This is a genomic window from Promicromonospora sp. AC04 (genome assembly GCF_003058225.1).
Classification (GTDB): domain Bacteria; phylum Actinomycetota; class Actinomycetes; order Actinomycetales; family Cellulomonadaceae; genus Promicromonospora.
Genome location: NZ_QBUG01000002.1, coordinates 266,364 through 290,481, shown reverse-complemented (window position 1 = coordinate 290,481; position 24,118 = coordinate 266,364). Strand labels below are relative to the sequence as shown.

17 protein-coding genes are annotated in these 24,118 nt (G+C 73.5%); 9 read left to right on the top strand and 8 right to left on the bottom strand.

Annotated elements, in window-relative coordinates:
• The first annotated feature begins 74 nt into the window (after positions 1-74).
• Positions 75-1,064 (top strand): NAD-dependent epimerase/dehydratase family protein, encoded by a 990-nt coding sequence (locus C8K30_RS06825; protein WP_233257028.1) that lies wholly within the window; start codon positions 75-77, stop codon positions 1,062-1,064.
• Between the two features lie 137 nt (positions 1,065-1,201).
• Here the strand turns inward: C8K30_RS06825 and C8K30_RS06820 are convergent, their stop codons facing one another.
• Positions 1,202-2,341, bottom strand: a complete 1,140-nt coding sequence (locus C8K30_RS06820; protein WP_108492141.1) for an Mrp/NBP35 family ATP-binding protein — start codon at positions 2,339-2,341, stop codon at positions 1,202-1,204.
• Between the two features lie 118 nt (positions 2,342-2,459).
• Between C8K30_RS06820 and C8K30_RS06815 the strand changes: the two genes are divergently transcribed.
• Positions 2,460-4,460, top strand: a complete 2,001-nt coding sequence (locus C8K30_RS06815; protein WP_108492140.1) for a hypothetical protein — start codon at positions 2,460-2,462, stop codon at positions 4,458-4,460.
• Here the strand turns inward: C8K30_RS06815 and C8K30_RS06810 are convergent.
• Positions 4,415-4,939, bottom strand: coding sequence for a DUF1003 domain-containing protein (locus C8K30_RS06810; protein WP_108492139.1), 525 nt, complete (start codon positions 4,937-4,939; stop codon positions 4,415-4,417). The two genes, C8K30_RS06815 and C8K30_RS06810, sit on opposite strands and share 46 nt — an antisense overlap.
• Positions 4,932-6,266, bottom strand: a complete 1,335-nt coding sequence (locus C8K30_RS06805) for a magnesium transporter MgtE N-terminal domain-containing protein (protein WP_108492138.1) — start codon at positions 6,264-6,266, stop codon at positions 4,932-4,934. Before C8K30_RS06805 ends, C8K30_RS06810 begins: the two co-directional genes overlap by 8 nt.
• Before the next feature lie 73 nt (positions 6,267-6,339).
• On the opposite strand from C8K30_RS06805, the gene C8K30_RS06800 reads away from it, so the two are divergent.
• Together C8K30_RS06800 and C8K30_RS06795 are read left to right on the top strand one after the other, a co-directional pair.
• Positions 6,340-7,311 (top strand): general stress protein, encoded by a 972-nt coding sequence (locus C8K30_RS06800; RefSeq protein ID WP_233257027.1) that lies wholly within the window; start codon positions 6,340-6,342, stop codon positions 7,309-7,311.
• A gap of 430 nt (positions 7,312-7,741) precedes the next feature.
• Complete coding sequence (locus tag C8K30_RS06795) at positions 7,742-8,704, top strand: hypothetical protein (RefSeq protein WP_108492137.1); 963 nt, start codon at positions 7,742-7,744, stop codon at positions 8,702-8,704.
• Between the two features lie 376 nt (positions 8,705-9,080).
• Here C8K30_RS06795 and C8K30_RS06790 read toward each other — a convergent pair whose 3' ends face one another.
• Positions 9,081-10,622, bottom strand: coding sequence for an aminopeptidase P family protein (locus C8K30_RS06790; protein ID WP_108492136.1), 1,542 nt, complete (start codon positions 10,620-10,622; stop codon positions 9,081-9,083).
• 12 nt (positions 10,623-10,634) lie between these two features.
• Positions 10,635-11,477, bottom strand: coding sequence for an alpha/beta fold hydrolase (locus C8K30_RS06785; RefSeq protein WP_233257026.1), 843 nt, complete (start codon positions 11,475-11,477; stop codon positions 10,635-10,637).
• A gap of 171 nt (positions 11,478-11,648) precedes the next feature.
• On the opposite strand from C8K30_RS06785, the gene C8K30_RS06780 reads away from it, so the two are divergent.
• Both C8K30_RS06780 and C8K30_RS06775 read left to right on the top strand, forming a co-directional pair.
• The gene (locus C8K30_RS06780; RefSeq protein ID WP_108492135.1) at positions 11,649-12,497 is read left to right on the top strand and encodes a PHP domain-containing protein; all 849 of its coding nucleotides are present in this window, start codon (positions 11,649-11,651) and stop codon (positions 12,495-12,497) included.
• The gene (locus C8K30_RS06775) at positions 12,494-13,129 is read left to right on the top strand and encodes a MarC family protein (protein ID WP_108492134.1); all 636 of its coding nucleotides are present in this window, start codon (positions 12,494-12,496) and stop codon (positions 13,127-13,129) included. The genes C8K30_RS06780 and C8K30_RS06775 overlap by 4 nt, the downstream gene beginning before the upstream one ends.
• Before the next feature lie 3 nt (positions 13,130-13,132).
• Here C8K30_RS06775 and C8K30_RS06770 read toward each other — a convergent pair whose 3' ends face one another.
• The 3 genes from C8K30_RS06770 to C8K30_RS06760 all read right to left on the bottom strand — a co-directional run bounded on the left by C8K30_RS06770 (position 13,133) and on the right by C8K30_RS06760 (position 15,793).
• Positions 13,133-13,429: a DUF1905 domain-containing protein gene (locus C8K30_RS06770; RefSeq protein WP_165919373.1), complete on the bottom strand. Its 297-nt coding sequence runs from the start codon at positions 13,427-13,429 to the stop codon at positions 13,133-13,135.
• A 182-nt stretch (positions 13,430-13,611) separates the two neighbouring features.
• The gene (locus tag C8K30_RS06765; RefSeq protein ID WP_369939430.1) at positions 13,612-15,261 is read right to left on the bottom strand and encodes a DEAD/DEAH box helicase; all 1,650 of its coding nucleotides are present in this window, start codon (positions 15,259-15,261) and stop codon (positions 13,612-13,614) included.
• Between the two features lie 310 nt (positions 15,262-15,571).
• The gene (locus tag C8K30_RS06760) at positions 15,572-15,793 is read right to left on the bottom strand and encodes a DUF3107 domain-containing protein (RefSeq protein WP_108492131.1); all 222 of its coding nucleotides are present in this window, start codon (positions 15,791-15,793) and stop codon (positions 15,572-15,574) included.
• Between the two features lie 209 nt (positions 15,794-16,002).
• On the opposite strand from C8K30_RS06760, the gene C8K30_RS06755 reads away from it, so the two are divergent.
• From C8K30_RS06755 to C8K30_RS06745, 3 genes are all read left to right on the top strand, one after another.
• Positions 16,003-17,091 (top strand): DUF3152 domain-containing protein, encoded by a 1,089-nt coding sequence (locus C8K30_RS06755; RefSeq protein WP_146197374.1) that lies wholly within the window; start codon positions 16,003-16,005, stop codon positions 17,089-17,091.
• Positions 17,092-17,260: 169 nt separating this feature from the next.
• A complete protein-coding gene (locus C8K30_RS06750) occupies positions 17,261-20,662 on the top strand; it encodes an ATP-dependent DNA helicase (RefSeq protein ID WP_108492129.1) in 3,402 nt (1,133 codons plus the stop codon).
• The gene (locus C8K30_RS06745) at positions 20,659-24,111 is read left to right on the top strand and encodes an ATP-dependent DNA helicase (protein WP_108492128.1); all 3,453 of its coding nucleotides are present in this window, start codon (positions 20,659-20,661) and stop codon (positions 24,109-24,111) included. The genes C8K30_RS06750 and C8K30_RS06745 overlap by 4 nt, the downstream gene beginning before the upstream one ends.
• The last annotated feature ends 7 nt before the right edge of the window (positions 24,112-24,118 follow it).

Here is a 24,118-nt window from a genome sequence, read left to right as displayed (position 1 = left end):
CCGTCCGCCCTCCGAAGATTCGCCACGAGCAGATCCGCGTGCCCTCACCGTCGCGATGCGGTTCGGTGGGGGCCATGCGAATCCTGGTTCTCGGTGGAACGGTATTTCTGTCCCGCGCGGTCGCGGAGGCCGCGGTGGCCCGCGGGCACGACGTCACGTGCGCGGCGCGCGGCGTGAGCGGCACGGTGCCCGACGGCGCCACGCTCGTCCGCTGGGACCGCGCCGACGCGGTGCCGGCGGAGCTGGCGGACGCCCGGTTCGACGCCGTCGTGGACGTCTCCCGCATCCCCTCGCACGTGCGCAGTGCGGTGGCGGCCTTCCCGGACGCCCACTGGACGTTCGTGTCGACCATCAACGTCTACGCCGACGTCGCCACGCCCGGCGGCACACCCGACACGCTCCCGCTGCTCGACCCGATCGAGACCGACGAGGATCCGAGCTCCAGCCCCGAGGCGTACGGCGCCATGAAGGTGTCGTGCGAGAACACGGTCCTGTCGGGCACGGCGGCGGCCTTCGTGATCCGGCCGGGCCTGATCGTCGGGCCGGGCGACCCGAGCGGCCGGTTCACGTACTGGCCGGCCCGGTTCGCGCAGGCCGCCGAGGACGGCCTGCCGGTCCTCGTCCCGGAACCGGTGGACGAGGAGGTCCAGATCATCGACGTCCGCGACCTCGCCGACTGGATGGTCACGGCCGCGGAGCGCCGCACCACCGGCGTGTTCGACGGCGTCTGCCCGCCGCTCCCCCGCTCGGAGGTGCTTGCGCAGGTGGCGGCGGGGGTGGGCGTCGACCCGGAGCTGGTGCCCGTATCCGCAGAAGCGCTGACCGAGCGCGAGGTGAAGCCGTGGTCGGGCCCGCGCTCGATCCCGATGTGGATCGGCGACCCGGACTGGGCGGGCATGCTCACGCATGACGCCACCTCATCGCTGGGTGCCGGCCTCCGGGTCCGGCCGGTCGCGGAGACCGCCCGCGACACCCTCGCGTGGCTCCGCGCCACGCCGGACGCCAACGTTACGGGCCTGACCCGCGACGAGGAGCAGGAAGTGCTGGCGGCCGTCCGCGGTTGATTCGCTCCCGTCCACCCCTACACACTGCACGCGACACGCCGACGACGGCGTGCAGTGTGTAGGGGTCGTCTTTGACGAGCCGCGGCGGCGTGGGTCAGACCGGCGCCGCCCGGTCCTCGCCTACCCCCGGCGCTGACTCAGACCGGAGAGAGCCCCAGGCTGCGGCCCGCCAGCCCGCGCCGGCGCTTCGCGAGCCCGCGGGCGACGTCGGCCAGCACCCTCGCCCCGGGCGAGTCCGGGTCGGTGAGGACCACTGGCGTGCCGGAGTCCCCGCCCTCGCGGACTGCGACGTCGAGCGGCACCTGGCCGAGCAGCGGCACCTCCGTGCCCAGCACCTCGGTGAGCCGTGCGGCGACCTTCTCGCCGCCGCCCGCGCCGAAGATCTCCAGGCGGGTGCCGTCGGGCTGCTCCAGCCACGACATGTTCTCGACCACGCCGACCACGCCCTGCTGCGTCTGGGTCGCCACCGACCCGGCGCGCTCGGCGACCTCGGCGGCCGCGGCCTGCGGCGTCGTGACCACGAGGATCTCGGAGGACGGCAGGAGCTGCGCCACCGAGATGGCGATGTCGCCCGTGCCGGGCGGCAGGTCGAGGAGCAGCACGTCCAGGTCGCCCCAGAACACGTCCGCGAGGAACTGCTCCAGCGCGCGGTGCAGCATGGGCCCGCGCCAGACCACCGGCTGCCCCGGCGGCACGAACATGCCGATCGAGACGACCTTGACCCCGTGGGCGATGGGCGGCAGCAGCATGTTGTCGACGCGGGTCGGCTGCCGGTCCACGCCCAGCATGCGGGGGATCGAGAAGCCGTAGATGTCGGCGTCGATCACGCCGACCGACAGGCCCTGCGCCGCCATCGCCACCGCGAGGTTCGCCGTGACGGACGACTTGCCCACGCCGCCCTTTCCGGAAGCCACAGCGAAGACCTTGGTCATCGAGCCCGGCTGCGAGAACGGGATGACGGGGTCGCCCGCGCCGCCGCGCAGCATCGACCGCAGGGAGGACCGCTGCTCTGGCGTCATGACGCCCAGCTCGACGTCGACGCCGGACACCCCGTCGACGGCCGTCGCGGCCGCCGTCACGTCCTTGATCAGCGTCGACTTCATCGGACAGCCCGCGACGGTGAGGTCGACGCCGACGGCGACGTGCCCGCCGTCGTCCACCTCTACCGACCGGACCATGCCCAGGTCGGTGATGGGGCGCCGGATCTCGGGGTCGAGCACACCGGTCAGCGCGTCGCGGACGCGCGCCTCGAGTGCGGGGGAGTCGACAAGGGTCATGGCTCGATCCTATGACCGGGGTCCAGACGCTCCGGTATCGGGGTTATCTTCTCGATCCTTGCAGGGGCAGTCAGTTGCTACCGGTACGCTGCGTCACCACGAAGGGTGAGGAGGCCCCATGACCGAGCCACGCGTGCCAGCGCGAGTTCGGCGTGTCACCTCCGAGGACCAGGCACGCGAGCTCGCCGCCACGCTGCAGCGGCAGGGCCGCGGCTGGCCGGTGGTCGTCATCTCGACCCCGGCCGGATACGACGCCCCTTTTGTGGACCCGCAGCGGGTGCTCGACGACGTCGCCGGGCTCGCCGAGGTCGTCGTCATCCCGACGGGCGACGTGTCGTGGGCGTTCTCGTCCGGCATGCCGCCGGACACCCAGGTCTACGGCGGCGCCTCCCGCGTCTACGGCACCGACCTCGAGTGGGTGCACCAGCCGCGGCGCTCGCCGCTGCACTTCGCCTACTCCCAGGACGAGGACGCCCGCGTGCGCGACCGCCTGGTCAGCGACGTCATGCGGTTCGCCGTGCGCGCGGGGATCGTGGGCGCGGCGCGGTCCGCGCCGGACGCGACGACGGTCGACGGGAAGGTGCTGGGCGTGCTCGGCACGCGCGCCCTGGTCAGCACGGACGACGGCGGTCAGGCGACGATCGCGGAGGAGCTCGTCTTCCCCTCCGTCGCGCTGGCGCGGGTGCTAGCGCCGGGGATGCGGGTGGTGGGCGTGCTCGACCCGGTGCGCCGGCTCCTCGACGTGCGCGGCATGCTGCCCGACGCCGACGCGTTGCGCCGGGCGGTGAACGCCGCCTACCGCGTGGGCCAGGTGGTGCTCGGCCGGGTCGAGTCGGTCGAGGACGACGGCGTCCGCATCGCCCTGGCGCCCGGCGTCCTCGTGCGCGTGCGCCGCGCGGAGATCACCGGCAACGACCTGGACCTGCTGAGCGACCTCTTCACCAAGGGCGAGGTGGTGCTGGCCCGCAGGGTGCCCGCGCCGCTCGACGGCCTGGCGCTGCGGCTGGACGACGTCGACGAGTCCGAGGACGAGCCCGTCCCCGCGATAGCGCTGCTGGACGGCGGGCCGCCGTGGCTCGAACCCCAGCAGGCCGAGCCCCCGTTGGCCGAGCCGTCGTTGGTCGCGCCGGTCGAGACCGGGCGCTCGCTGGGTGTTCTTCGTCAGGTCGAGGCCGCCCCGTCGGCCGAAGCCGCCCCGCCGCCCACGCCCGCCGACCTGTTCGGCGTGCGCCCGGCCGGTCCCGGCCCTGCGGTGGAGCCGGGCCGCGAGGGAGCGGCCGCCGGCCCGCGCGCGGCGAGCGTCGACGCGGGGCCCGTGCCGACGCCGCCGGGCGGCCAGCGGAAGCCGACGCCGGGGGACGTGGCCGCGTGGCACGCCGGCGGGCAGGACGCCCTGCCGTCGCCCGCCGCGTCCGAGGCGCTGCCGGAGCCGACCGGGAAGGCGGCGCGCGACCTCAGCCTGTCCCTCGACGCCGCGCGGTCCCAGGTGACCGCGCTCGGCAAGGAGCTGCTGGACGACAAGGTCAAGCGGCGCCAGGTCGAGCTCGAGGTCGACCGCCTGCTGGGGCGCGTCGGCGAGCTCACGGAACGGCTCGACCGCAGCGAACGGCGCGCGGAGCAGCAGGCCACGGCCCTGCGCAAGGCGCGGCAGGAGGCCGCGCGGCTGCGCCGTCGGCTGGGCGACGCCGGGGTCGAGGTGCCCGAGGAGCGGTACTTCGTCGACGACGAGGAGCAGCTCCGGTTCGAGGTGCTGGCCGAGTGGGCCCGGGCGATCCCCGCCGCGGAGAAGCCCCTGCGTCCCCTGGCGGACTACACGCTCGGCACCCGGTTCCTCGCCTCGCTGACCGACGTCGAGGGCGTGAGCCGGGACCGCGTGGTCTGGACGCTCGTCATGGTGCTGACCGGGCTGGCGCCCGAGATGAACGGCCTGCAGGTGCACCGCCTGCGCACGGGCGCGGGCGGCGACGACCCGATCCGGCACCGCGACGACGGCGCCGTGTGCTGGCGGGTGTCGCTGCAGGTCAACACGCCGTCGGCCCGCAGGCTGCACTACTGGAAGCTGCCCGGCGGGGCCTACGAGCTGTCGCGCGTCGTGGTCCACGACGACGTGGAGCCCTGACCGCGGTCCTTCTCGTCGAGCTCCTCCAGGAGGTTGCGGATCTCCGAGCGCACGAAATCGCGCGTGGCGACCTCGCTCAGCGCGAGCCGCAGCGCCGCCATCTCCCGGGCCAGGTACTCCGTGTCGGCGAGGTTGCGCTCGCCGCGCTGCCGGTCCTGCTCGGCCGTGACGCGGTCGCGGTCGTCCTGCCGGTTCTGCGCCAGCAGGATCAGCGGGGCCGCGTAGCTCGCCTGCAGCGACAGCATCAGGGTGAGCGCCGTGAACCCGTTGGCGGCGCTGTCGAACCGCAGGTTCTCCGGGGCCCAGATGTTCCACGCGAGCCAGACCAGGCAGAACACCGTGAGATAGATGAGGAACCGGGGCGTGCCCAGGAACCTCGCGATGGCCTCGGTGGCCTTCCCGACGGCGTCCTGGTCCAGCCGGAATCGGGGGACCAGGGTGCGGCCCTTGGCGAGCGGAGTGTCCAAGCGGTCAGCCACGGGTCGCCTCCCGTCGCGTGGACTCCCGCTGTGCCGGCTCCCGCCGCGCCCTCGGGACCGCCTGCGCGGCGATCGCCTCCAGGCGCTCGTCGTCGCTGCCCCGCCAGTTGTCCGGGAGGATGTGGTCCAGGACGTCGTCGACGGTGACCACGCCCAGCAGCCGGCGCTGCGCGTCGAGCACCGGGAGAGCCAGCAGGTCGTAGGCCGCGAGCAGGCGCGTCACCTGGCCCACCGACGCGTCGTGCGTCAGCCATTCGGTCTCGGCGTCCAGCACGGACGCGACGGCGGCGTGCGGCGGCTCGCGCAGCAGCCGCTGGAAGTGCGCGACGCCGAGGAACCGCCCCGTCGGCGTCTCCAGCGGCGGCCGCACCACGAACACCATGGAAGCCAGGGCGGGCGGCAGCTCGGCCCGCCTGATCGAGGCCAGGGCCGTGGCGATCGTGTCGTCCGCGCCGAGGATCACCGGCTCGGTGGTCATCAGACCGCCCGCCGTGTCCTCGGCGTACTCCAGCAGGCGCCGGACGTCGGCTGCCTCCTCCGGCTCCATCAGGTTGAGGAGCTGAGCCGCCTGCTCCTCGGGCAGCTCGTTCAGGAGGTCTGCGGCGTCGTCGGGCTCCATGACCTCCAGCACGTCGGCCGCGCGGTCGGTGTCCAGGCCCGACAGGATCGACACCTGGTCCTCCTCCGGGAGCTCCTCCAGCACGTCCGCGAGGCGCTCGTCGTTCAGCGCGCCGGCGATCTCCAGCCGGCGAGCGGTCCCCAGGTCGCGGATCACGTCGGCGAGGTCGGCCGCGCGCATGTCCTCGTACGCCTCCAGCAGGCGGGCGGCGCCCTGCTCGGCCGACCGGGCAGTGAGGTCCTGCACGGCGTCGACCGGCACCGTCAGGGTGGATCCGCGGCGGAACGGAGCCGATCCTCGCGTCGAACGACGCCGTACGAACAGCTGGTCGACCAGCCAGTCGCCGGTGCGCTGCTGCGCGATCGAGACGTCCTCGATCGTGACCTCGCCCGAACCGTCCTTGAGCTGGACCCGGCGGTCCAGCAGCTCGCCCAGCACCACCGACTCCATGGCCCGCTGCTCGAACCGCCGCAGGTTCACCAGACCGGTACTGATCACCTGGCCGGCGTCGATGCTCGTCACTCGCGTGAGGGGGAGGAAGACGCGGCGTCGGCCCGGGACCTCGACCACCAGGCCCACCGCCCGCGGCGCACCCTTCGCCCGGACCAGCACGACGACATCACGAACCCGGCCCACCTGGTCCCCGATGGGGTCGAAGACCACGGTGCCTGCCAGACGTGCGACAAAAACCCTGGTGCTGGCGCTCACGCTGGTCAGCCTACGGCCCGGTACTGTGGCACGCTCCTCGCCACTTGTGCCCAGGTAGGGGAGACTATGGGGTATGACCATGTCTCGCCCTGGTGCCGTCCCGAAGGTCCCGACCCTGCCGGCCGGTGACGAGGTCGCCGCGTACTCCACCTACCTGGAGGCGCAGAAGGCGGTCGACTACCTCTCCGACAACAAGTTCCCCGTCGAGAACGTCACCATCGTGGGCACCGACCTGCGCATGGTCGAGCGCGTCACGGGGCGTCTCACGTACGGGCGGGTGGCGCTCGCGGGCGCCCTGTCCGGCGCGTGGTTCGGCTTCTTCGTGGGGCTGCTGCTCACGCTGTTCGCGGGTTCCTCCGGCTTCCAGGTGATGCTGGCGGGTATCGCGCTCGGTGCCGGGTTCGGTCTGCTGTTCTCGATCCTGTCGTACACGTTCACGGGCGGGCGGCGTGACTTCACGTCGTCGTCGCAGATCGTGGCCGCGACCTACGCGATCCTCTGCGGCCACGACCACGCCGCCGACGCGCGGGCACTCCTGGTGCGCTCGCCGGGCGGGCTGGGCAAGGCACGCGCCGCATCCGTGGGGGTCGCGGCCCCGATGGCGCCGGTGGTGCCCCCGGCTCCGGCCGCTCAGGCTCCCGGTGGGCCGACGGCGCCCGCCGCCCCGCCGACGTCCCGCCCGACCGACCCGCGCTGGGTCACGCCGACGGGCGAGCCCCGGTACGGCGCCATGCGTCCTGGTGGTGCTGCTGGTGCTGGTGCTGGTGCTGTGGCTGGCGCAGCGGCACCGGCCGATGCGCCGCCGTCGGACGCGCCGGTCGCTGAGCCCGAGCCGCCGACCGGTGGTGGGGCGGCTCCGGACGACACCCCGACGTCAGCGCCGACCGACACCCTGGCTGAACCGCAGGCCGCGCCGACCCCGCCGTCGGACACGCTGGCCGACCAGCGCCCGGACGAGACGGTCGACCCGGACGACGTACCGACGCAGCGCACGGTCCCCCGCCACTCGAACCCGTACGCGCCGCCCACCGACGACCAGCGGTAGCGCCCACTGCCTGGGCACGGCCCGATGCCACGCGGTGGCCAATGCCTTCCATGAGTTCGGTCCACTGCCGCACAGCACTTGGGTCTGACATCGGTCCGTTGCCCATTCGCCGGAGCTGACATCGGTCGGTTGCCCTGAGATCGGTCATTTAATCGACCGATCTCAGGGCAACCGACCGAAGTCATGTCGGGTGGGCACGCAACCGACCGAAGTCATGTCGGGTGGGCACGCAACCGACCGAAGTCATGTCGGGTGGGCACACAACTGACCGAAGCCCCGGCAGGTGCCAAAGAATTCTGGCGCAGTACATGGCCCCGGATGACGACGCCCCAACGATCGGAGCGCGACCACAGTCCTGCTTTATCCGGGCCTGTGCACAGCTCGCCCGGGCCCGGCTTCGTGGCTGACGGCGATGATGCACCGTCGAACCATGAACTCCGTAGTGATTCCCGCGGTCGCCCTCACCCTGGACCACGACCGCAACAAGCTGGCCGCTGCGGCTCGGGCCGGCGAAGTACTCAGAGTCCGCCGCGGCGCCTACTGTGCTCCCGACCAGATTCGTGTGGACGGACCGTCAAGCGCCCCACGGGAAGAGCGAAAGAAGGCGCTCGCGCGGGTGGGTGCCCTGCACTCCCAGCTCAGGGCGGACCACGTCTTCGGCCACACGTCCGCCGCTCTGCTCCTCGGCTGCCGCGTCTGGAGGACGCCGGCAGAGACACACGTCTACCAGCGCTACCGAGCCTCGGGCCACGCGGCCGACGACGTGCGGCGGCACGCCTGGACCATCGCCCCCGAGGACATCACCGCTGCCTCGGGACTGCCCGTGACCTCGCTCGCGCGCACCGTCGTCGACTGCGCGCGGACGTTGCACCCTCTTGAAGCCCTCGTGATCGCCGACTCCGCGCTGGCGATGGGCATCGGACGGGAGACGTTGCTCGGGGTGCTCGCCGCGCAGCCGGGCCACCGTGGCAAGCGCCGGGCCCGCCGCGTGATCGAGCTGGCCGACGCAGGCGCGCAGTCTGCCTGGGAGACCTGGGTCCGGTACGAGATCCTGCGTCGCGGCCTGCCCCGGCCAACCACGCAGATGCCGGTCAGGACCGAGGCCGGCCTCTTCCACACCGACCTCGGGTACGAGCAGTGGGCACTGGGCATCGAGTTCGACGGACGGGTGAAGTACCGGCCCGACGGCGTCCGCTCCGGTCACGATCCCGCGCGGGAGTACCTGGGCGAGAAGGCTCGCGCCGAGGCGATCCGTCAGGCCGGCGTCACGGTCGAGACCACCAGTGCTTCGGACAAGCGCGACGTTCCTGCGATGATCGCCAGGTTTACCCGGCATCTGCCGCTCGACGCCGTGGCGGCGGCCCGCCCCGACCCACTGCTGCCCCGGTCCTGACTGCGCGAGTTCGGTCAGCTGCGTGTTCGCCAGGGACGACTTCGGTCGGTTGCTCTGAGATCGGTCAATTAATTGACCGATCTCAGAGCAACCGACCGAAGTCAACTCTGATCGCTGAGCAGTTGACCGAACTCAGCTCTGGCCGAGCCGGCGGTGGGTCACTCAGCTCTGGCCGAGCCGGCGGTGGGTCACTCAGCTCTGGCCGAGCCGGCGGTGGGTCACTCAGCTCTGGCCGAGCCGGCGGTGGGTCACTCAGCTCTGGCCGAGCCGGCGGTGGGTCACTCAGCTCTGGCCGAGCCGGCGGTGGGTCACTCAGCTCTGGCCGAGCCGGCGGTGGGTCACTCAGCTCTGGCCGGCCCAGCCGCGGCCCCAGGGCTCAGCGCAGCGCGGCCATCCAGGCCTCGACGGCCTCCGGCGTGCGGGGGAGCGCCGCCGAGAGGTTCTCGTTGCCGTCCTCGGTGACCAGCACGTCGTCCTCGATGCGCACACCGATGCCGCGGAACTCCTCGGGGACGGCGAGGTCGTCGGCCTTGAAGTAGAGGCCCGGCTCGATCGTGAACACCATGCCCGGCTCCAGGACGCCGTCGAGGTAGAGCTCGCGGCGCGCCTGCGCGCAGTCGTGCACGTCGAGGCCGAGGTGGTGCGACGTGCCGTGCACCATCCAGCGGCGGTGCTGCTGGCCGTCCTCCTCGAGCGCATCGGCCGCGGTGACACCGTCGGGCAGGAAGCCCCACTCCTCGAGGCGGGCCGCGATGACCTCCATGGCCGCCGCGTGGACGTCGCGGAACTTGGTGCCCGGCTTGGCGACGGCGAACGCGGCGTCGGCGGCGTCCAGCACCGCCTGGTAGATCTTGCGCTGGACGTCGCTGTACTCGCCGTCGACGGGCAGGGAGCGCGTGATGTCGGCGGTGTAGAGCGTGTCCACCTCGACGCCGCCGTCGAGCAGCAGCACGTCGCCGGCCTGGACCTCGCCGTCGTTCCGGATCCAGTGCAGGGTCGTGGCGTGCTCGCCCGAGGCCGCGATGGTCTCGTAGCCCACGGCGTTGCCCTCGAGCCGGGCGTGCCCGTCGAAGGTGGTCTCCACCACGCGCTCGCCGCGGCGGTGCTCCTTCGCGGCGGGCAGCGCGCGGACCACTGCCTCGAAGCCCTCGATGGTGCGGGCGACGGCCTCGCGCATCTGCTCGATCTCGTACTCGTCCTTGATGAGCCGCAGCTCGGAGGTGGCCTCGACGAGGGTCTCGTCGGAGAGGACCTCCTCGTCCTCGCTCACGCCGGCCTCCAGGCGCAGCTCCTCGACGAGCGACTCGATCGCGTCGTCGGCGCCGGTCACCACGAGGAGGCGCATGCCGCCCTCGCCGACGTCCTTGGCCAGGGCGTCGCCCAGCTCGTCGATGTGGCGGGCCTCGATACCGGTGAGGGTCTCGATGTCGGCCAGGGACGGGCGGGCGCCGACCCAGAACTCGCCGTAGCGGGCGTCGGCGTAGAACTCCTCGTTGTCACGCGGGGCGAGCGGACGCACGTACAGCACGGCGTGGTGGTTCGAGCCGTCGTCACCGGCGCCGTCCTCGACCGGGTGCAGCACCAGGACGGCGTCGGGCTCGCGGTCCGTGCCCAGTCCCGTGAGGTGCGCGAACGCCGAGTGCGGCCGGAACCGGTAGTCGGTGTCGTTGGAGCGGGTCTTGAGCGCGCCGGCCGGGATCACGAGCCGCATGCCGGGAAGCCGCTCGGAGAGCGCGGCCCGCCGGGCGACGGTGAACGGCGCGGCGGCCGACGGCGTCAGACCGAGCTCGGCGCGCGGGGCCCACTGCGACATCACGAAGTTCTTGAAGGCAGTGGAGGCGGGACGGTGCGAGCGGTTGGCGCCGCGGTCGGCGGTCCCCTGCTCGTCAGGCTGAGAAGTGGTTGTGGGCTCGCTCATGCGCCCAGTGTTTCACGCACGCCCCGTGAAGTCCGCAAGTGCCCTGGTGAGCACCCGGTTGAAGGCGGACGGTGCCTCCGTGTTCACGTCGTGCCCCGCGTTCGGGATGACGACGAGCGCTCCGTCGCGGGCCGCGGCGAGGTGCTTCTGCTCCTCGATGCGCATGGCGTCGCGGGCGCCGTTGACGAACCAGACCGGGACCTGCGCGGCGCGCACGTTCGCGATCGAGGACCGCCCGACGAGGTGCGTCAGGGCGTCCGTGACGACGTCCCAGGTGGGCCGGTACATCTCGGCGGTCTGGCGCGGGGCGATCTCGACCTGCCGCAGGTCCGCGCCACCAGGGGCGCTCCGGAGTGGGCGGAACGGGAACCGCATGGACGGCACCGAGAGGCGCGCGCGGTGCACGCTCGGGTGCACCACCCGGCCGGTGAGCCGGCGGCCGAGGTACACGGCGTTGGCCACGCTCTTCGCGACGTCCCGGTAGAGCCGCACGGGCTTGCCCTTCGGGTCGGACGTGCAGCCCGCGGCCAGCACGCCCGCCAGTCGGTCGGCGTTGCCGGGGCGGGCGGCCCAGGCCAGCGACGTGTAGCCGCCGAGCGACAGCCCCACCAGGGCCACCGGCCCGGACGGGAGGGTCGCGACGGCGTCGTCCAGCGCCTCGAAGGCGCCGTCCATGCTGAACCGGTCGTGGCGGCGCGACCCGTGCGCGGGCAGGTCGACCGCTACGGCCTCGTGGCCTGCCGCACGCACGTGCTCGACCTGGTTCTCCCAGATCGCGCCGGAGCTGCGCATGCCGTGCACAAAAACGACGCTCGTGGGAGCGCCGTCGGGGTTCTGGTGGTTGCTGCTCATCATCCCTTCGATGATGCGGGATCGGCTTGGGCAGGCGGCGTACGACGGCGGAACAGGGCGTGAACGTGCTGTGTGGGCTTGATGTCCCGCGGTCGGGCGGCCGACGTCGGCAGGGTGCTGCACCTCACCTCGCCCCGTGCGCCTACGGGGCCCGGGGATCTCTACCCTTGTGGAGTGATCGACCTCCACACGCACTCCACCGCGTCAGACGGCACCGACTCGCCAGCGCGGCTGGTAGAGGTCGCCGCCCGCGCCGGCATCACCACGCTCGCCATCACGGACCACGACACGACGTCGGGCTGGACGGAGGCCGCCGAGGCCGCCGCTCTCTACCAGGTGGGCCTGGTGCGCGGCGCCGAGATCTCCGCGATCGCCCGGACGACGGGCTGGGGCACGGGCGTCCACCTGCTCGCCTACCTGCACGAACCGACCCACCCCGACCTGCTGGCCGAGACCGAACGCACCCGCGCGGACCGGGAGTCGCGGGCCCGGCGCATGGTGGACCTGCTGGCGGAGGACTTCCCGATCACCTGGGAGGACCTGCTCGCGCAGACGAAGCCCGGCACCACCCTCGGCCGCCCGCACATCGCCGACGCGCTCGTGGCGGCCGGCGTCGTGCGCGACCGCGACGAGGCGTTCGCCACCATCCTCCGCCCCGGCACCCGGTACTACGTGGGCCACTACGCGCCCGACGCCGTCGCCGCCGTCCGCGCCATCCGGGCCGCGGGCGGGGTACCCGTCTTCGCGCACCCGGGGGCCGACGCCCGGGGCCGGATCGTCCCCGACTCGACGATCGAGGAGCTCGCCGCGGCGGGGCTCGGGGGGCTCGAGGTGGACCATCGTGACCACACGCCCGACACGCGCCGCCGGCTGCGCGACATCGCCGAGTCGCTGGACCTGCTGGTCACGGGGTCGAGCGACTTCCACGGGGCGGGCAAGCAGAACGTCATCGGCGAGAACACGACCGAGCCCGAGGTGCTCGAGGCGATCGCGGGGCAGGGAGCCCTGGCGGTGCTCCGGTGAGCTGGTTCGACGTCGCGCTGTTCACCGAGGTGTTCGTGACGCTGTTCGTGATCATGGACCCGCCCGGCACGGTGCCGGTGTTCCTGGCGCTGACCTCGCGGATGACGGCGCAGGACCGGAGGCGGGCCGCGCGCACCGCGATCTTCGTGGCGTTCGGCGTGATCGTGGTGTTCGCCGTGTTCGGCCAGCTCCTGCTCGAGCACCTCGGGGTCTCGCTGGCGGCGCTCCAGGCTTCCGGCGGCCTGCTCCTGCTGCTCGTGGCGCTGGAGCTGCTCATGGGCAAGATGGACGCGGGCGAGACCGACGCCGGCGGGGCCGCCCGGAACGTGGCCCTCGTGCCCCTGGCGACGCCGCTGCTGGCCGGCCCGGGCACCATCGTCGCCACCATGGTGTTCGTGCAGCAGGGGGTGAGCGCGGGGGAGTCCGCGGTGGGGCACTACGCGTCGATCGGTATCGGCATCGTCGCGGTGTGCGTGTGCACGTGGGCGGCGATGCGGTTCGCCGGGGTGGTGCACCGGGTGCTCAGGGACTCCGGCGTCACCCTGGTCACCCGGATCGCGGGCGTGCTGCTCGCGGCGATCGCCACGCAGATGATCGCCAACGGCGTGATCGAGTTCGTGCGCACCGTCTGACCTTCAGATGTCGATGGTCTCCAGGGTCACCGAGACCGGCTTCTCGGGCACGAGACCCTCGGCCTGCCGCACCTTCTTCTTCATCGGCAGCACGTAGCCGCCGTTGCTGTCGCTCGGGAAGACGGAAGTGGTCCAGGTGGTCTTCCCGACCGTCACCCGCACCCGGATCGAGCCGAACCCGCGCGGTGGCAGCGGGAGGTCGGCCAGCTCGTCGGAGTGCTCCGGCGGCACGGTCACGAACCACCAGGAGTCGGTACGCACCTGCCACTGCCACAGGGGAGCGGCGAACTCGATCTGCACGGACAGCAACTTAGCGCTTGGCGGCCCTCGTCCGGCGGCCCAACCAGGCGCGAGTGCAGACTTTGCCGCACCCGTAATCGGTGACTGCAGACTTTGTCGCGGCTAGCCACCCTGTAACCGCAACAAACTCTGCACTCGCCGAAACAGGCCGCAGCAAAGTCTGCACTCGCCGACGGCCGGGGTCAGTTCTCCTGGCCGCCGCGCGTGCGGCGGCGGCTGCGGTTCCGACGGCGGCGCTGGCCGCCGTCCTCCTCGCTGCCCGACGCCGGGCGTTCGCCCGTGCCGCCGGCGTTGTCGGAGGCGGCCACGGGGCCGCCGTCGGGCCGGGACGTCGAGCGGGGCTCGCCGTGCGAGCCGCCGTGCCGCCCGCCCGAGCGGGGACCGGCGGAGCGTCCGCCGGAGCGCTGGCCGCCGGAGCGCGAGCCGCTGTTGCGCTTGCCCGTCTCGCCCAGGTCCTCGACGTCCTCCGCGTCCAGCCCGGCGAGGTGCTGCGCGGACCGGGGCAGGCGGCCCTTGGTGCCCTCGGGGATGTTCAGGTCCGCGAACAGGTGCGGCGACGTCGAGTACGTCTCGACCGGCTCGGGGAACCCGACCTCGAGCGCCTTGTCGATGAGCGACCAGCGCGGCACGTCGTCCCAGTCGACGAAGGTCACTGCGGTACCCGTGTTTCCCGCGCGGCCGGTGCGGCCCACCCGGTGCAGGTAGATGCGCTCGTCCTCGGGGCACTGGTAGTTGACCACGTGGGTCACGTCGTCGACGTCGATGCCGCGGGCGGCGACGTCGGTAGCGACGAGCACGTCGATCTTGCCGTTGCGGAACGCGCGCAGCGCCTGCTCACGGGCGCCCTGACCCAGGTCGCCGTGGATGGCGCCGGCTGCGAAGCCGCGCGTCTGCAGCTCCTCCGCGACCTTGGCGGCCGTGCGCTTGGTGCGTGCGAACACGATGCTGCGGCCGCGGCCCTCGGACTGGAGCAGACGCGCCAGCACCTCGACCTTGTCCAGGGCGTGGGCCCGGTACACGACCTGCTTGATGTTCTTGACGGTCGCGCCCTCGTCGTCCGGCTCGGCGGCGCGGATGTGCGTGGGCTGCTTCATGTAGCGGCGGGCCATCGAGACGACGGCGCCCGGCATGGTCGCGCTGAACAGCATGGTGTGCCGCTGCGCGGGGGTGCGGGCGAGGATCTTCTCGACGTCGGGCAGGAACCCGAGGTCGAGCATCTCGTCGGCCTCGTCGAGCACCACGGTCGCCGCACGCAGCAGCGTGAGGTGCCCCTGGTTGAGGAGGTCGATCATGCGGCCGGGGGTGCCCACCACGACGTCTACGCCGGACTTCAGCGCGTCGATCTGCGGCTCGTACGCGCGGCCGCCGTAGACCTGCACGATGCGGACGCTGCGCTTGGCGGACGCGGTGGCCAGGTCGTTCGCGACCTGGACCGCAAGCTCACGGGTGGGGACCACGACGACGGCCTGCGGCTTGCCCGGGGCGACGAGGTCCTCGTAGCCGGGCTCGCCCGGGGCGACGACGCGGTGCAGCAGCGGGACGCCGAAACCGAGCGTCTTGCCGGTACCGGTCTTGGCCTGGCCGATGATGTCGTGCCCGCTCATCGCGACGGGCAGCGTCATGGCCTGGATGGGGAACGGGTGGGTGATGCCCGAGTCCTTCAGCGCCGCGACGATCTCGGGGCGGACGCCGAAGTCCGCGAACGTCACGTTCTGCGCCTGGATGGCGGACGGGGTGGAGTAGTCGGGCCCCGAGCCGGTAGTCGGCTCAGGGCTTGTCTCAGTGGCCGCGCTCGCGGCCGGGGTGTCGGTGGTAGTCACTGGCGCCTTCATCTCTCGCGGCGCGGTGGGCCCTCATGGCCCGGCGATCGCGCCTTCGTGCGGCAGCCGATCGTGAAAATCATCGCGCGCCGGGGCATGGGGCCCAGGCTGCGCGTCCTGTCGGGGCGGCCTCGTGAGAGACCGGAACGCAGGCTCGGGGGTCGGAACGTGACGACCGGGCAACCGATGTACGGCATTCATCGTACGCGCACGATGTTTCCGTGCGGTTAGCGAAACGCGTTCGGCCACCCGTTAGTAATGAACGCCACGTGGCGGGGCGCCGGCGGGCGCCGTCCGCCACGTGGCGTCGGGTCGGCGGGGCTCAGACCGCGCCGAAGCCGACCTTGCGCTGCTCCTCGGAGCCGATCTCGACGTAGCCGATGGCACCGCCGGGGATGATCACAAGGCGGCCGCGGGAGTCGGTGAGCTCGAGGGGGCCACCGGCCAGGGCCTTCTTGACGGCCGTCGCGACGGCGTTCGCGCTCTCATCCGTCTCGACCACGACCTCGCGCGGCAGGTTCTGCACACCGATGGTGACGTCCACGTTTACTCCAGTTCGGTCGGGGATTGCGCCGTGTGCCCGGTGGTCCGGGGACCCGGCCTCACGATCCTAGTCACGCTCCGCGACCGTCGGCCTGCGGTTTCGCCGTGAGCCGATACGCGACCCGAGAGACAGTCCGTACGCCGCGGGCGCTGCGCATCCTGTGGACAACGCCATGGGCGGACGTATGGGTGCGTGGCACCATGGTTGGCGTGAGTGGTCCGATGTCTCCCCGGCGCACCGGCAGGCATGCCCAGGAGGGTGTGTCCGTCGGCCTCGCGTCGGAGGGGGTCGACGCCGCTCGTCCCGCAGCTCGGAAGGCCAAGAGTCGATCGACGCAGGACCCACGGCGCGCGATGGTCGCGCTCGGCCTGTGCCTCGCGGTGGGGCTCTGCGGAGGCGTGGTGGCGACCATGACCACCGAGCCGGACGCCTCCGCCGCCGTCGTGGCCGGGGTGGTCGAGGACAACCTGGGCGCCGAGGCGGGTGACGCGGTGCGGAACGCGTACGAGGCCGCCAGGTCCGGCAACCGCACGTCGCCGCCCGCGCCCGCGGCGTCGTCGGGTGCTGACGGGGGCGCCGACGTCGCATCGGGCACCGGGGCGGGGCTGGGCACCGCCGCGGAGGGGCTCCCGGAACCTTCGGCGTCCGGCGAGCCCGCGGCCTCGGCGGGCGTGCCGCCCGGCGAGAAGTCGGCACCGCCGTCGCCCCCTCCGAGCCCCGGTCCGAAGCCGGAGCCCGGCTCCGGCCTGCTCGGCACCCGGATCACCGTCGAGCCGGAGCTCTCCGGACGGCTCGTGGTGGTGAGCGGGTCCCGTCCCGCACCCGCCGAGGGAAAGGTCTGGCGGCTTCAGATAGCGGTCGAGAAGGGCTTGCCGGTGGATCCGAAGGTCTTCGCCGAGGCCGTGCTGGCGACCCTGAACGACCCGCGCGGCTGGAACGGCGCGGACGGCACCACCTTCGCCTGGACCGACTCGGAGCGGTACGACGCGCGCGTCGTGCTCGCGAGCCCGGGCACCACTGACGAGCTCTGCTTCCCGCTCGACACGGCGAGCTCGGTGTCGTGCGGCATCGAGGAGACCGCGGTGCTCAACTTCAAGCGCTGGGCCAAGGGGTCGAAGGCGTGGAAGGAAATCGCGAACTACCGGCACTACCTGGTGAACCACGAGGTGGGCCACGTGATCGGGTACCACCACGACCTGTGCGCGGGCGAGGGCGAGCACGCGACGATCATGGTGCAGCAGACCACCACGACGAGCGGATGCATCCCGGAGGCCTGGCCCGCGCCGAACGCGGACTGAGCACCGCCCCGCCGGACAAACCGGGCATACGTCACAGCCCCGCGCGGGGCGTCGGGGAGTGTCAGTGGCTCGTGGTTCGATCGTCCGCGTGACCCCAACCCTTGCCCTCGCACCTCGGCTGGCACCGCCTGTGACGTCGAACGGGAACCGTCCCGACGGCGTCACCTCGGTGTCGCTCGACGACAGCCAGGCGGCTGCCGTCGAGGCTGCGCTGAGCGGGCGGGCGACGCTGGTCCTGGGGGCACCCGGATCCGGCAAGACGATAGTGACCTGCGAGGTCGCGGTGCGAGCGCTCACGTCGGGGGTCCGGCCGGAGCGCGTGCTGGTCCTCGCGTCGTCGCGTCGCGCGGCGGCCCGCCTGCGGGACGAGGTGGCGGCCCAGGCCGGGCGCACGGTGGGCGCGCCGATGGTGCGCACCGCGTCGTCGGCCGCGTTCGCCGTGCTCCACACGCGCGCCGCGGCGCTCGGGCTGCCCACCCCCACCCTGGTCTCGGGCCCGGAGCAGGACCTGGTCCTGGCGGAGCTGCTCGCCGGGCACGTCGCGGGCGAGGGACGGCCGCTCACGCTGCCGGTCGGCCTGCCGGAGGAGTCGCTCGGGCTGCGCGGTCTGCGCCAGGAGCTGCGTGACCTGCTGATGCGCGCCGCGGAGCGCGGGCTCGGGCCGGTCGAGCTCGACGAGATGGGGCGCGCGAACGACCGCCCCGAGTGGGTGATGGCCGCGCAGCTCTACGAGGAGTACCTCGACACCATGGCGCTGCGGCTCGCCACTCCGGACGCGGGGCCGCGCTACGACCCCGCGGTCGTGATCGACGAGGCCGCGGAGTCCCTGCGCTCCTGGGAGGACGAGGTGCCGGGCGCGCCCCGCCCGACCTGGGACCTGGTAGTGGTGGACGACTACCAGGAGGCCACGGCCGCCACGGTCCGCCTCCTGCGCGTGCTGCACGACGACGGGGCGCGCCTGGTGCTGCTGTCCGACCCGGACTCCGCCGTCCAGACGTTCCGCGGTGCCGCGCCGGGGCTCACCGGCCGCGCCGCCGCACCCGCCGGTCCCGGACGTGCCTTCGGTGCGTTCGACGCCGAGACAGTGGTGCTCGGGACGGTCTGGCGGCAGCGACCTGAGCTGCGTGCCGTGACGCGTGCGGTGACGAACCGGATCCCGGTGTCGGCCAGCGCGCTGCACCGGCGCGCGACGGCGCGCGCGGCTGAAGCGCCTGCCGGTGAGCCCTCTGCCGGTGAGCCGTCTGCTGGTGAGCTGCCGGCCCGTGGGCCGTCGGCTGGTGGGTCGTCCGCCGACGGATCGGGCGCGGCCGGATCGGGTGCTGCCGAATCACGCGCGGCCAGACCCGAGACCGAAGCGTCCGGTGCGGGGGCCGCGGATTCCGCGCCACCGGTCCAGGTCGCGGTGCTGGCGGGCGCGGCCCAGGAGGCCGCCTGGATCGCGCGCGAGCTGCGGGCGGAGCACCTGCTGCGGGGCACGCCCTGGGAGCAGATGGCCGTGATCGCGCGCAGCGGCACGCGGCTGGCGGCCCTGCGGCGTGAGCTGGTGTCGGCGTCGGTGCCCGTGGCGCTGCTCGGGTCTGACCTGCCGCTGCGTGACGAGCCTGCGGTGGCACCGCTGCTGGCCGCGGTGAAGACGAGCGCGGGCGCTCCGCGCGGGAGCCTGGAGGCGCTGATCGCCGAGGAGCTCGACGGCGACGAGCCGGTGCTGGATCCCGAGACGGCGGCGCTGCTGCTCGTCTCGCCGATCGGTGGGCTGGACGCGGTGGCGCTCCGTCGGCTGCGCCGGGCGCTGCGGGCGGAGGAGCTGTCGGCCGGCGGCGGACGTACGTCGGACGCGCTGCTGGTGGAGGTGCTCGCCGACCCGGCGCACGCGGCCCTGCTGCCCACGCAGGTCCGGCGCGGGCCGCTCGCCGTGGCACGGGTGCTCGCCGCGGGCCGGGAGGCCGCGGGGGAGTCCGGCGCCACCGCACAGACGGTGCTCTGGGCCGTGTGGGCGGCGACCGGCCTGGCCGAGCGGTGGAGCGCCGCCGCTCTCACCGGCGGTCCGGCGGGCCTGCGCGCCGACCGTGACCTCGACGCGGTGCTCGCGCTGTTCCGCGCAGCCGAGACCTTCGTCGACCGGATGCCGGGCGCGCCCGTCGCCGCGTTCGTCGACTACCTGGCGTCGCAGGACCTCCCGGCCGACTCCCTGGCGGCGTCCGCCCAGGGCGCGGGAGCCGTGGAGGCGCTCACGCCCCCGGGCGCGGCGGGCCGGGAGTGGGACGTGGTGGTCGTGGCCGGCGTGCAGGACGGCGTATGGCCCGACCTGCGGCTGCGTGACTCGCTGCTCGGCTCGCAGGCGCTCGTCGAGCTCATCGCGGGCCGCTCCGAGGACGGCCGGGTGGTCGGGTCGGAGGCCCGGCGCCAGGTCCTCACGGACGAGCTGCGCGCCTTCGCGGTGGCGGTCTCCCGCGCCCGACGGCGCCTCCTGGTCACCGCAGTGGAGGACACGGAGGACGCGCCGAGCGTGTTCTGCGACCTCGTGTCCCCCAGGGACGACGGCGGCGACGGGCCCGACCCGCGGCGGGTCCCGGTCGGCCCGCCGCTCGACCTGCGGGGTGTGGTGGCCGCCGCGCGGTCGGAGCTGGTGCGGACGGCGGCCGGGGCGATGTCCGGCGGCTCGCGCGCCGCTGTCGCCGCGCCGGTGGCCGAGCCCGCCCGCGAGCCGGCGGCCGCGCTCCTCGCCGATCTCTCGGCGGCCGGCGTCGCCGAGGCGGACCCGAGCACCTGGTACGGCGTGGCCGGCGTCTCGAGCGAGGTCCCGCTGTGGGGCGTCCAGGACACGGTGACCGTGTCGCCGTCGAAGGTCGAGACCGTGACGACGTGCGCCCTGCGCTGGGCGTTCGAGGCGGCGGGCGGCACCAAGCCCGACGCGACGCACCAGACCCTCGGCACGCTGCTGCACTCGATCGCGCAGAGCCATCCGAGGGGTTCGCTCACGGACCTGAAGAAGGAGCTGGACCGGCGCTGGCCGGAGCTCGCGCTGCCCGACGGCTGGCCGTCGCTGCAGCTGCGCAAGCGTGCCGAGCGCATGGTGGTGCGGCTCGCGGACTACCTGGCGGACTCGGGCGAGCCGCTGCTGGTCGAGGCCGACTTCGACCTGCAGGTGGGTCGCGCGCGGCTGCGCGGCCAGGTGGACCGCGTCGAGGACGCCGGCGACGGCAGCGTGACCGTTGCCGACCTCAAGACCGGCAAGACCGCGGCCAGCAAGGACAAGGCGGCGGAGAACCCGCAGCTCGGTGCCTACCAGCTCGCCGTCGAGGAGGGCGCGCTCGACCTGCCCGACGGCACGGTCAGCAAGGGTGCGAGCCTCGTCTACGTCGGCACCGAGACCGTGTCGGCGAGCGTGCGGAACCAGCCGGCCCTCGTCCCGGACGAAGACGGCAACAGCTGGGCGCGTGACACGGTCGAGGGCGCCGCCGACACGATGGCCGCCGCGCGGTTCGCGGCCAGGAACAACGACCTGTGCGAGGTGTGCGCCGTTCGCCGGTCCTGCCCGCTGCAGCCCGAGGGACGGAAGGTGGTCGAGTGATCGGGCACGAGCCGGAGATCCGCCTGTCCGCGCGTGCGATAGCGCGCCTGCTCGGCCGCCACGAGCCCACCGACGAGCAGACCAGCATCATCGAGTCGCCGCTCGAGCCCGCGCTCGTCGTCGCCGGCGCCGGTTCGGGCAAGACGGAGACCATGGCCGCGCGCGTGGTCTGGCTCATCGCCAACAAGCTGGTCCAGCCCGAGCAGGTGCTCGGCCTGACCTTCACGCGCAAGGCCGCGGGCGAGCTCACCCAGCGCGTCCAGACCCGGCTGGCGCAGCTGAACCGCGCGCTGGGTGAGGAGTCGGGCGAGGCGCTGGCCGGCCTGGACCTCGACCGGCCCACCGTCGCCACCTACAACGCGTACGCCGCCTCCCTGGTCGCCGACCACGGCCTGCGCCTCGGCGTGGAGCCCAGCGCCCGCCTCCTAGGCCAGGCCGAGCAGTGGCAGCTCGCCTCCCAGGTGGTCGAGTCCTGGGACGAGGACCTCGGCACCGACAAGGCCGTCAGCACCGTGACCGGTGCGGTAGTGGCACTGTCCGACGCGCTGGGCGAACACCTCGTCGACCCCGCCGACGCGCGGGATCGACTCACCGACATGGCAGAGCACCTCGAGTCCGTACCGCTCGGCCCGCGGCAGAAGAAGCGCACCAAGGACGTGGACAAGCTCATCGGCTCCGTGGCCGAGCGGGCACGGTTCGTGGATCTCGTTGTCGAGTACCGGCGCCGTAAGCGCGTCGCCGAGGCGCTCGACTTCGGCGACCAGGTCTCGTTCGCCGCACAGCTCGCTCGCGAGGTCCCGATGGTGGGCGCCGCCGAGCGGGCGCGGTTCGAGGTGGTGCTGCTCGACGAGTACCAGGACACGTCCTACGCCCAGGTGGAGCTCCTGTCCGGCCTGTTCGGCGGCGGGCACCCCGTCACCGCCGTCGGCGACCCGCACCAGTCCATCTACGGGTGGCGCGGCGCCTCCGCGGCGGGCCTCGCCCGCTTTCCCGGCCGCTTCCAGCGCGACGACGGCGTCCCCGCCGCCGTGCACTACCTCTCGACGTCGTGGCGCAACGACGCCGCCGTGCTCGCCGCCGCCAACGTGGTGTCGGGTCCGCTGCGCTCGCGGTCGGGGGCCGGTACGAACGTCGAGGTCCCGCCGCTGGACCTGCGCCCAGGGGCGGGCACGGGCGTGGTGTCGGCGCACGTCGCCGCCACCCTGGAGGAGGAGGCCGAGGCCGTCGCCGAGTGGGTAGCGGAGCGCTGGCGTTCCGGCGCCCACCCGGACGGGCGGTCCACGGCGGCCGTGCTCTGCCGGGCGCGGGCACAGTTCCCCACGATCGAGGTGGCGCTGCGCCGCCGCGGCCTCCCGGTCGAGGTCGTGGGCCTGGGCGGCCTGCTCTCCACGCCCGAGGTGGTCGACGTCGTTGCGCTGCTCCAGGCCGCGCACGACCCGTCCCGTGGCGACTCCCTGCTGCGCCTGCTGACCGGCCCGCGCCTCAACCTCGGCGCTGCCGACCTGCACGCACTCGGTTCCTGGGCGGCCGACCTTGCACGCCTGGACGATCCGCGCCGTGCCGCCGCGGCCGCCCAGGTCGACCGCGCAGAAACGGGCGACGGCTCAGGAGACGGAACGGGCGACGACGACCCCCGCGTGGTCGAGGGCGACGTCTCCGACCACCGCTCGATAGTCGACGCGCTCGACGATCTCCCGCCGGTGGGCGAGCCGGCCCGCGACGGGCGGGTCCTGTCCGAGGACGCGCACCGGCGCCTGGCGGCACTGGCCCGGCTGTTGCGCGACCTACGCGGCCTCACCTACCTCTCGCTCCCCGAGCTGGTCGTGCAGGCCGAGCGGGCGCTCGGCCTGGACGTCGAGGCGGCCACCGCGCTCGCGCTGGCGGGCGCCGGGGTCGGGGGAGCGGTGAGCGACCGCGGCCGCGAGCACCTCGACGCCTTCCGGGACGTGGCGGCGTCGTTCGCGCAGTCGTCGGACACGGCCACGCTCGGCGCGTTCCTCGCCTGGCTCGGCGTCGCGGGCGAGCGTGAGCGCGGCCTTGACATGCCGGTGCACGAGCCCGACCCGGACGCCGTCCAGGTCATCACGGCGCACGCCGCGAAGGGCCTGGAGTGGGACGCGGTGGCCGTGGCCGGCCTGGCCGACGGCGCGTTCCCCACCTGGGACCGGGGCTCGCGGTCGGGGGAGTCGTCGTCGGGCTGGCTGTCCGACCTCGGCGAGCTGCCCTACCACCTGCGCGGGGACGCGGACGACCTGCCGCGCTTCGACTGGGAGCACGCCTCCGACACCAAGGACCTCGTCGCGCTGCGGGACGAGTTCAAGGCCGAGTGCGGCGAGCACCGCCTCGCCGAGGAGCGCCGGCTGGCCTACGTCGGGTTCACGCGGGCCCGGCGCGAGCTCTTCCTCACGGCCTCGTGGTGGGGCACGGCGAGCCGCCCGCGCGGCGTCTCCCCGTTCCTCGCCGAGCTGGCCGACGCCGGACTGGTCGCCACCGACCTGTGGGCGCCGATGCCGGCGTCGGACGCCGAGAACCCGCGCAACGCGGAGGAGCTCACCGCGGTCTGGCCGGCCCCGGACGGCCCGGGCCAGAGCACTGACCAGAGCCCGGACGGGACCGACCAGCACGGCGCCGCCGGGCAGCACCCGACCGCCCGCGACGTCCTGCGCGCCACTGCCGGGCTCGTGGACGAGGCGGCGGAGGAGCGCCTGGTCGCGCTCGCCGCAATGCGGCTCCCGGCCGACGCGCTCACCGCACCGCAGGGCGTCCTCACCGACGCGGCGGGCCACGACCTGGTCGACCTGGCCCGGATGCTCCTGGCCGAGCGGAACCGGCACGCGGACCGGGAGATCGCGTTCCCGGCGCACGTGTCGGCGTCGGGCCTGGTGCGGCTCGCCGCGGACCGCGACGCGTTCGCGCTACAGCTGCGCCGCCCCGTGCCGGTACAGCCCACCGTGCACGCCCGGCGGGGCACCAGGTTCCACGAGTGGGTGGAGCAGTTCTTCACGTCGGCCACGCTGCTCGACGTCGACGACCTGCCCAGCGCCGAGGACGACGACCTCCCCGAGGACACGGACCTCGACAAGCTGCGCGACACGTTCCTGGGGTCGGAGTGGTCGGCCCGTATGCCCGTGGCGGTCGAGATCGACGTCGAGACGCCGGTGGCGGGCGTCATGCTGCGCTGCCGGGTGGACGCCGTCTTCAAGGACCCCGTCACGGGCCCGGACGCCGTAGTGGTGGTGGACTGGAAGACCGGCCGCGAGCCGCTCGACGCCGCGGCCCGGGCCGCCCGCGAGGTGCAGCTGGCCGTGTACCGGCTGGCATGGTCCCGCTGGACGGGGCTGCCGCTGGAGCAGGTGAGCGCGGCCTTCTACTACGTGGGCTCGGACACGACGGTCCGCCCGGACCGGCTGCTCGACGAGACAGAGCTGGAGGCCCTCATCCGCGGCTGACCGCGCG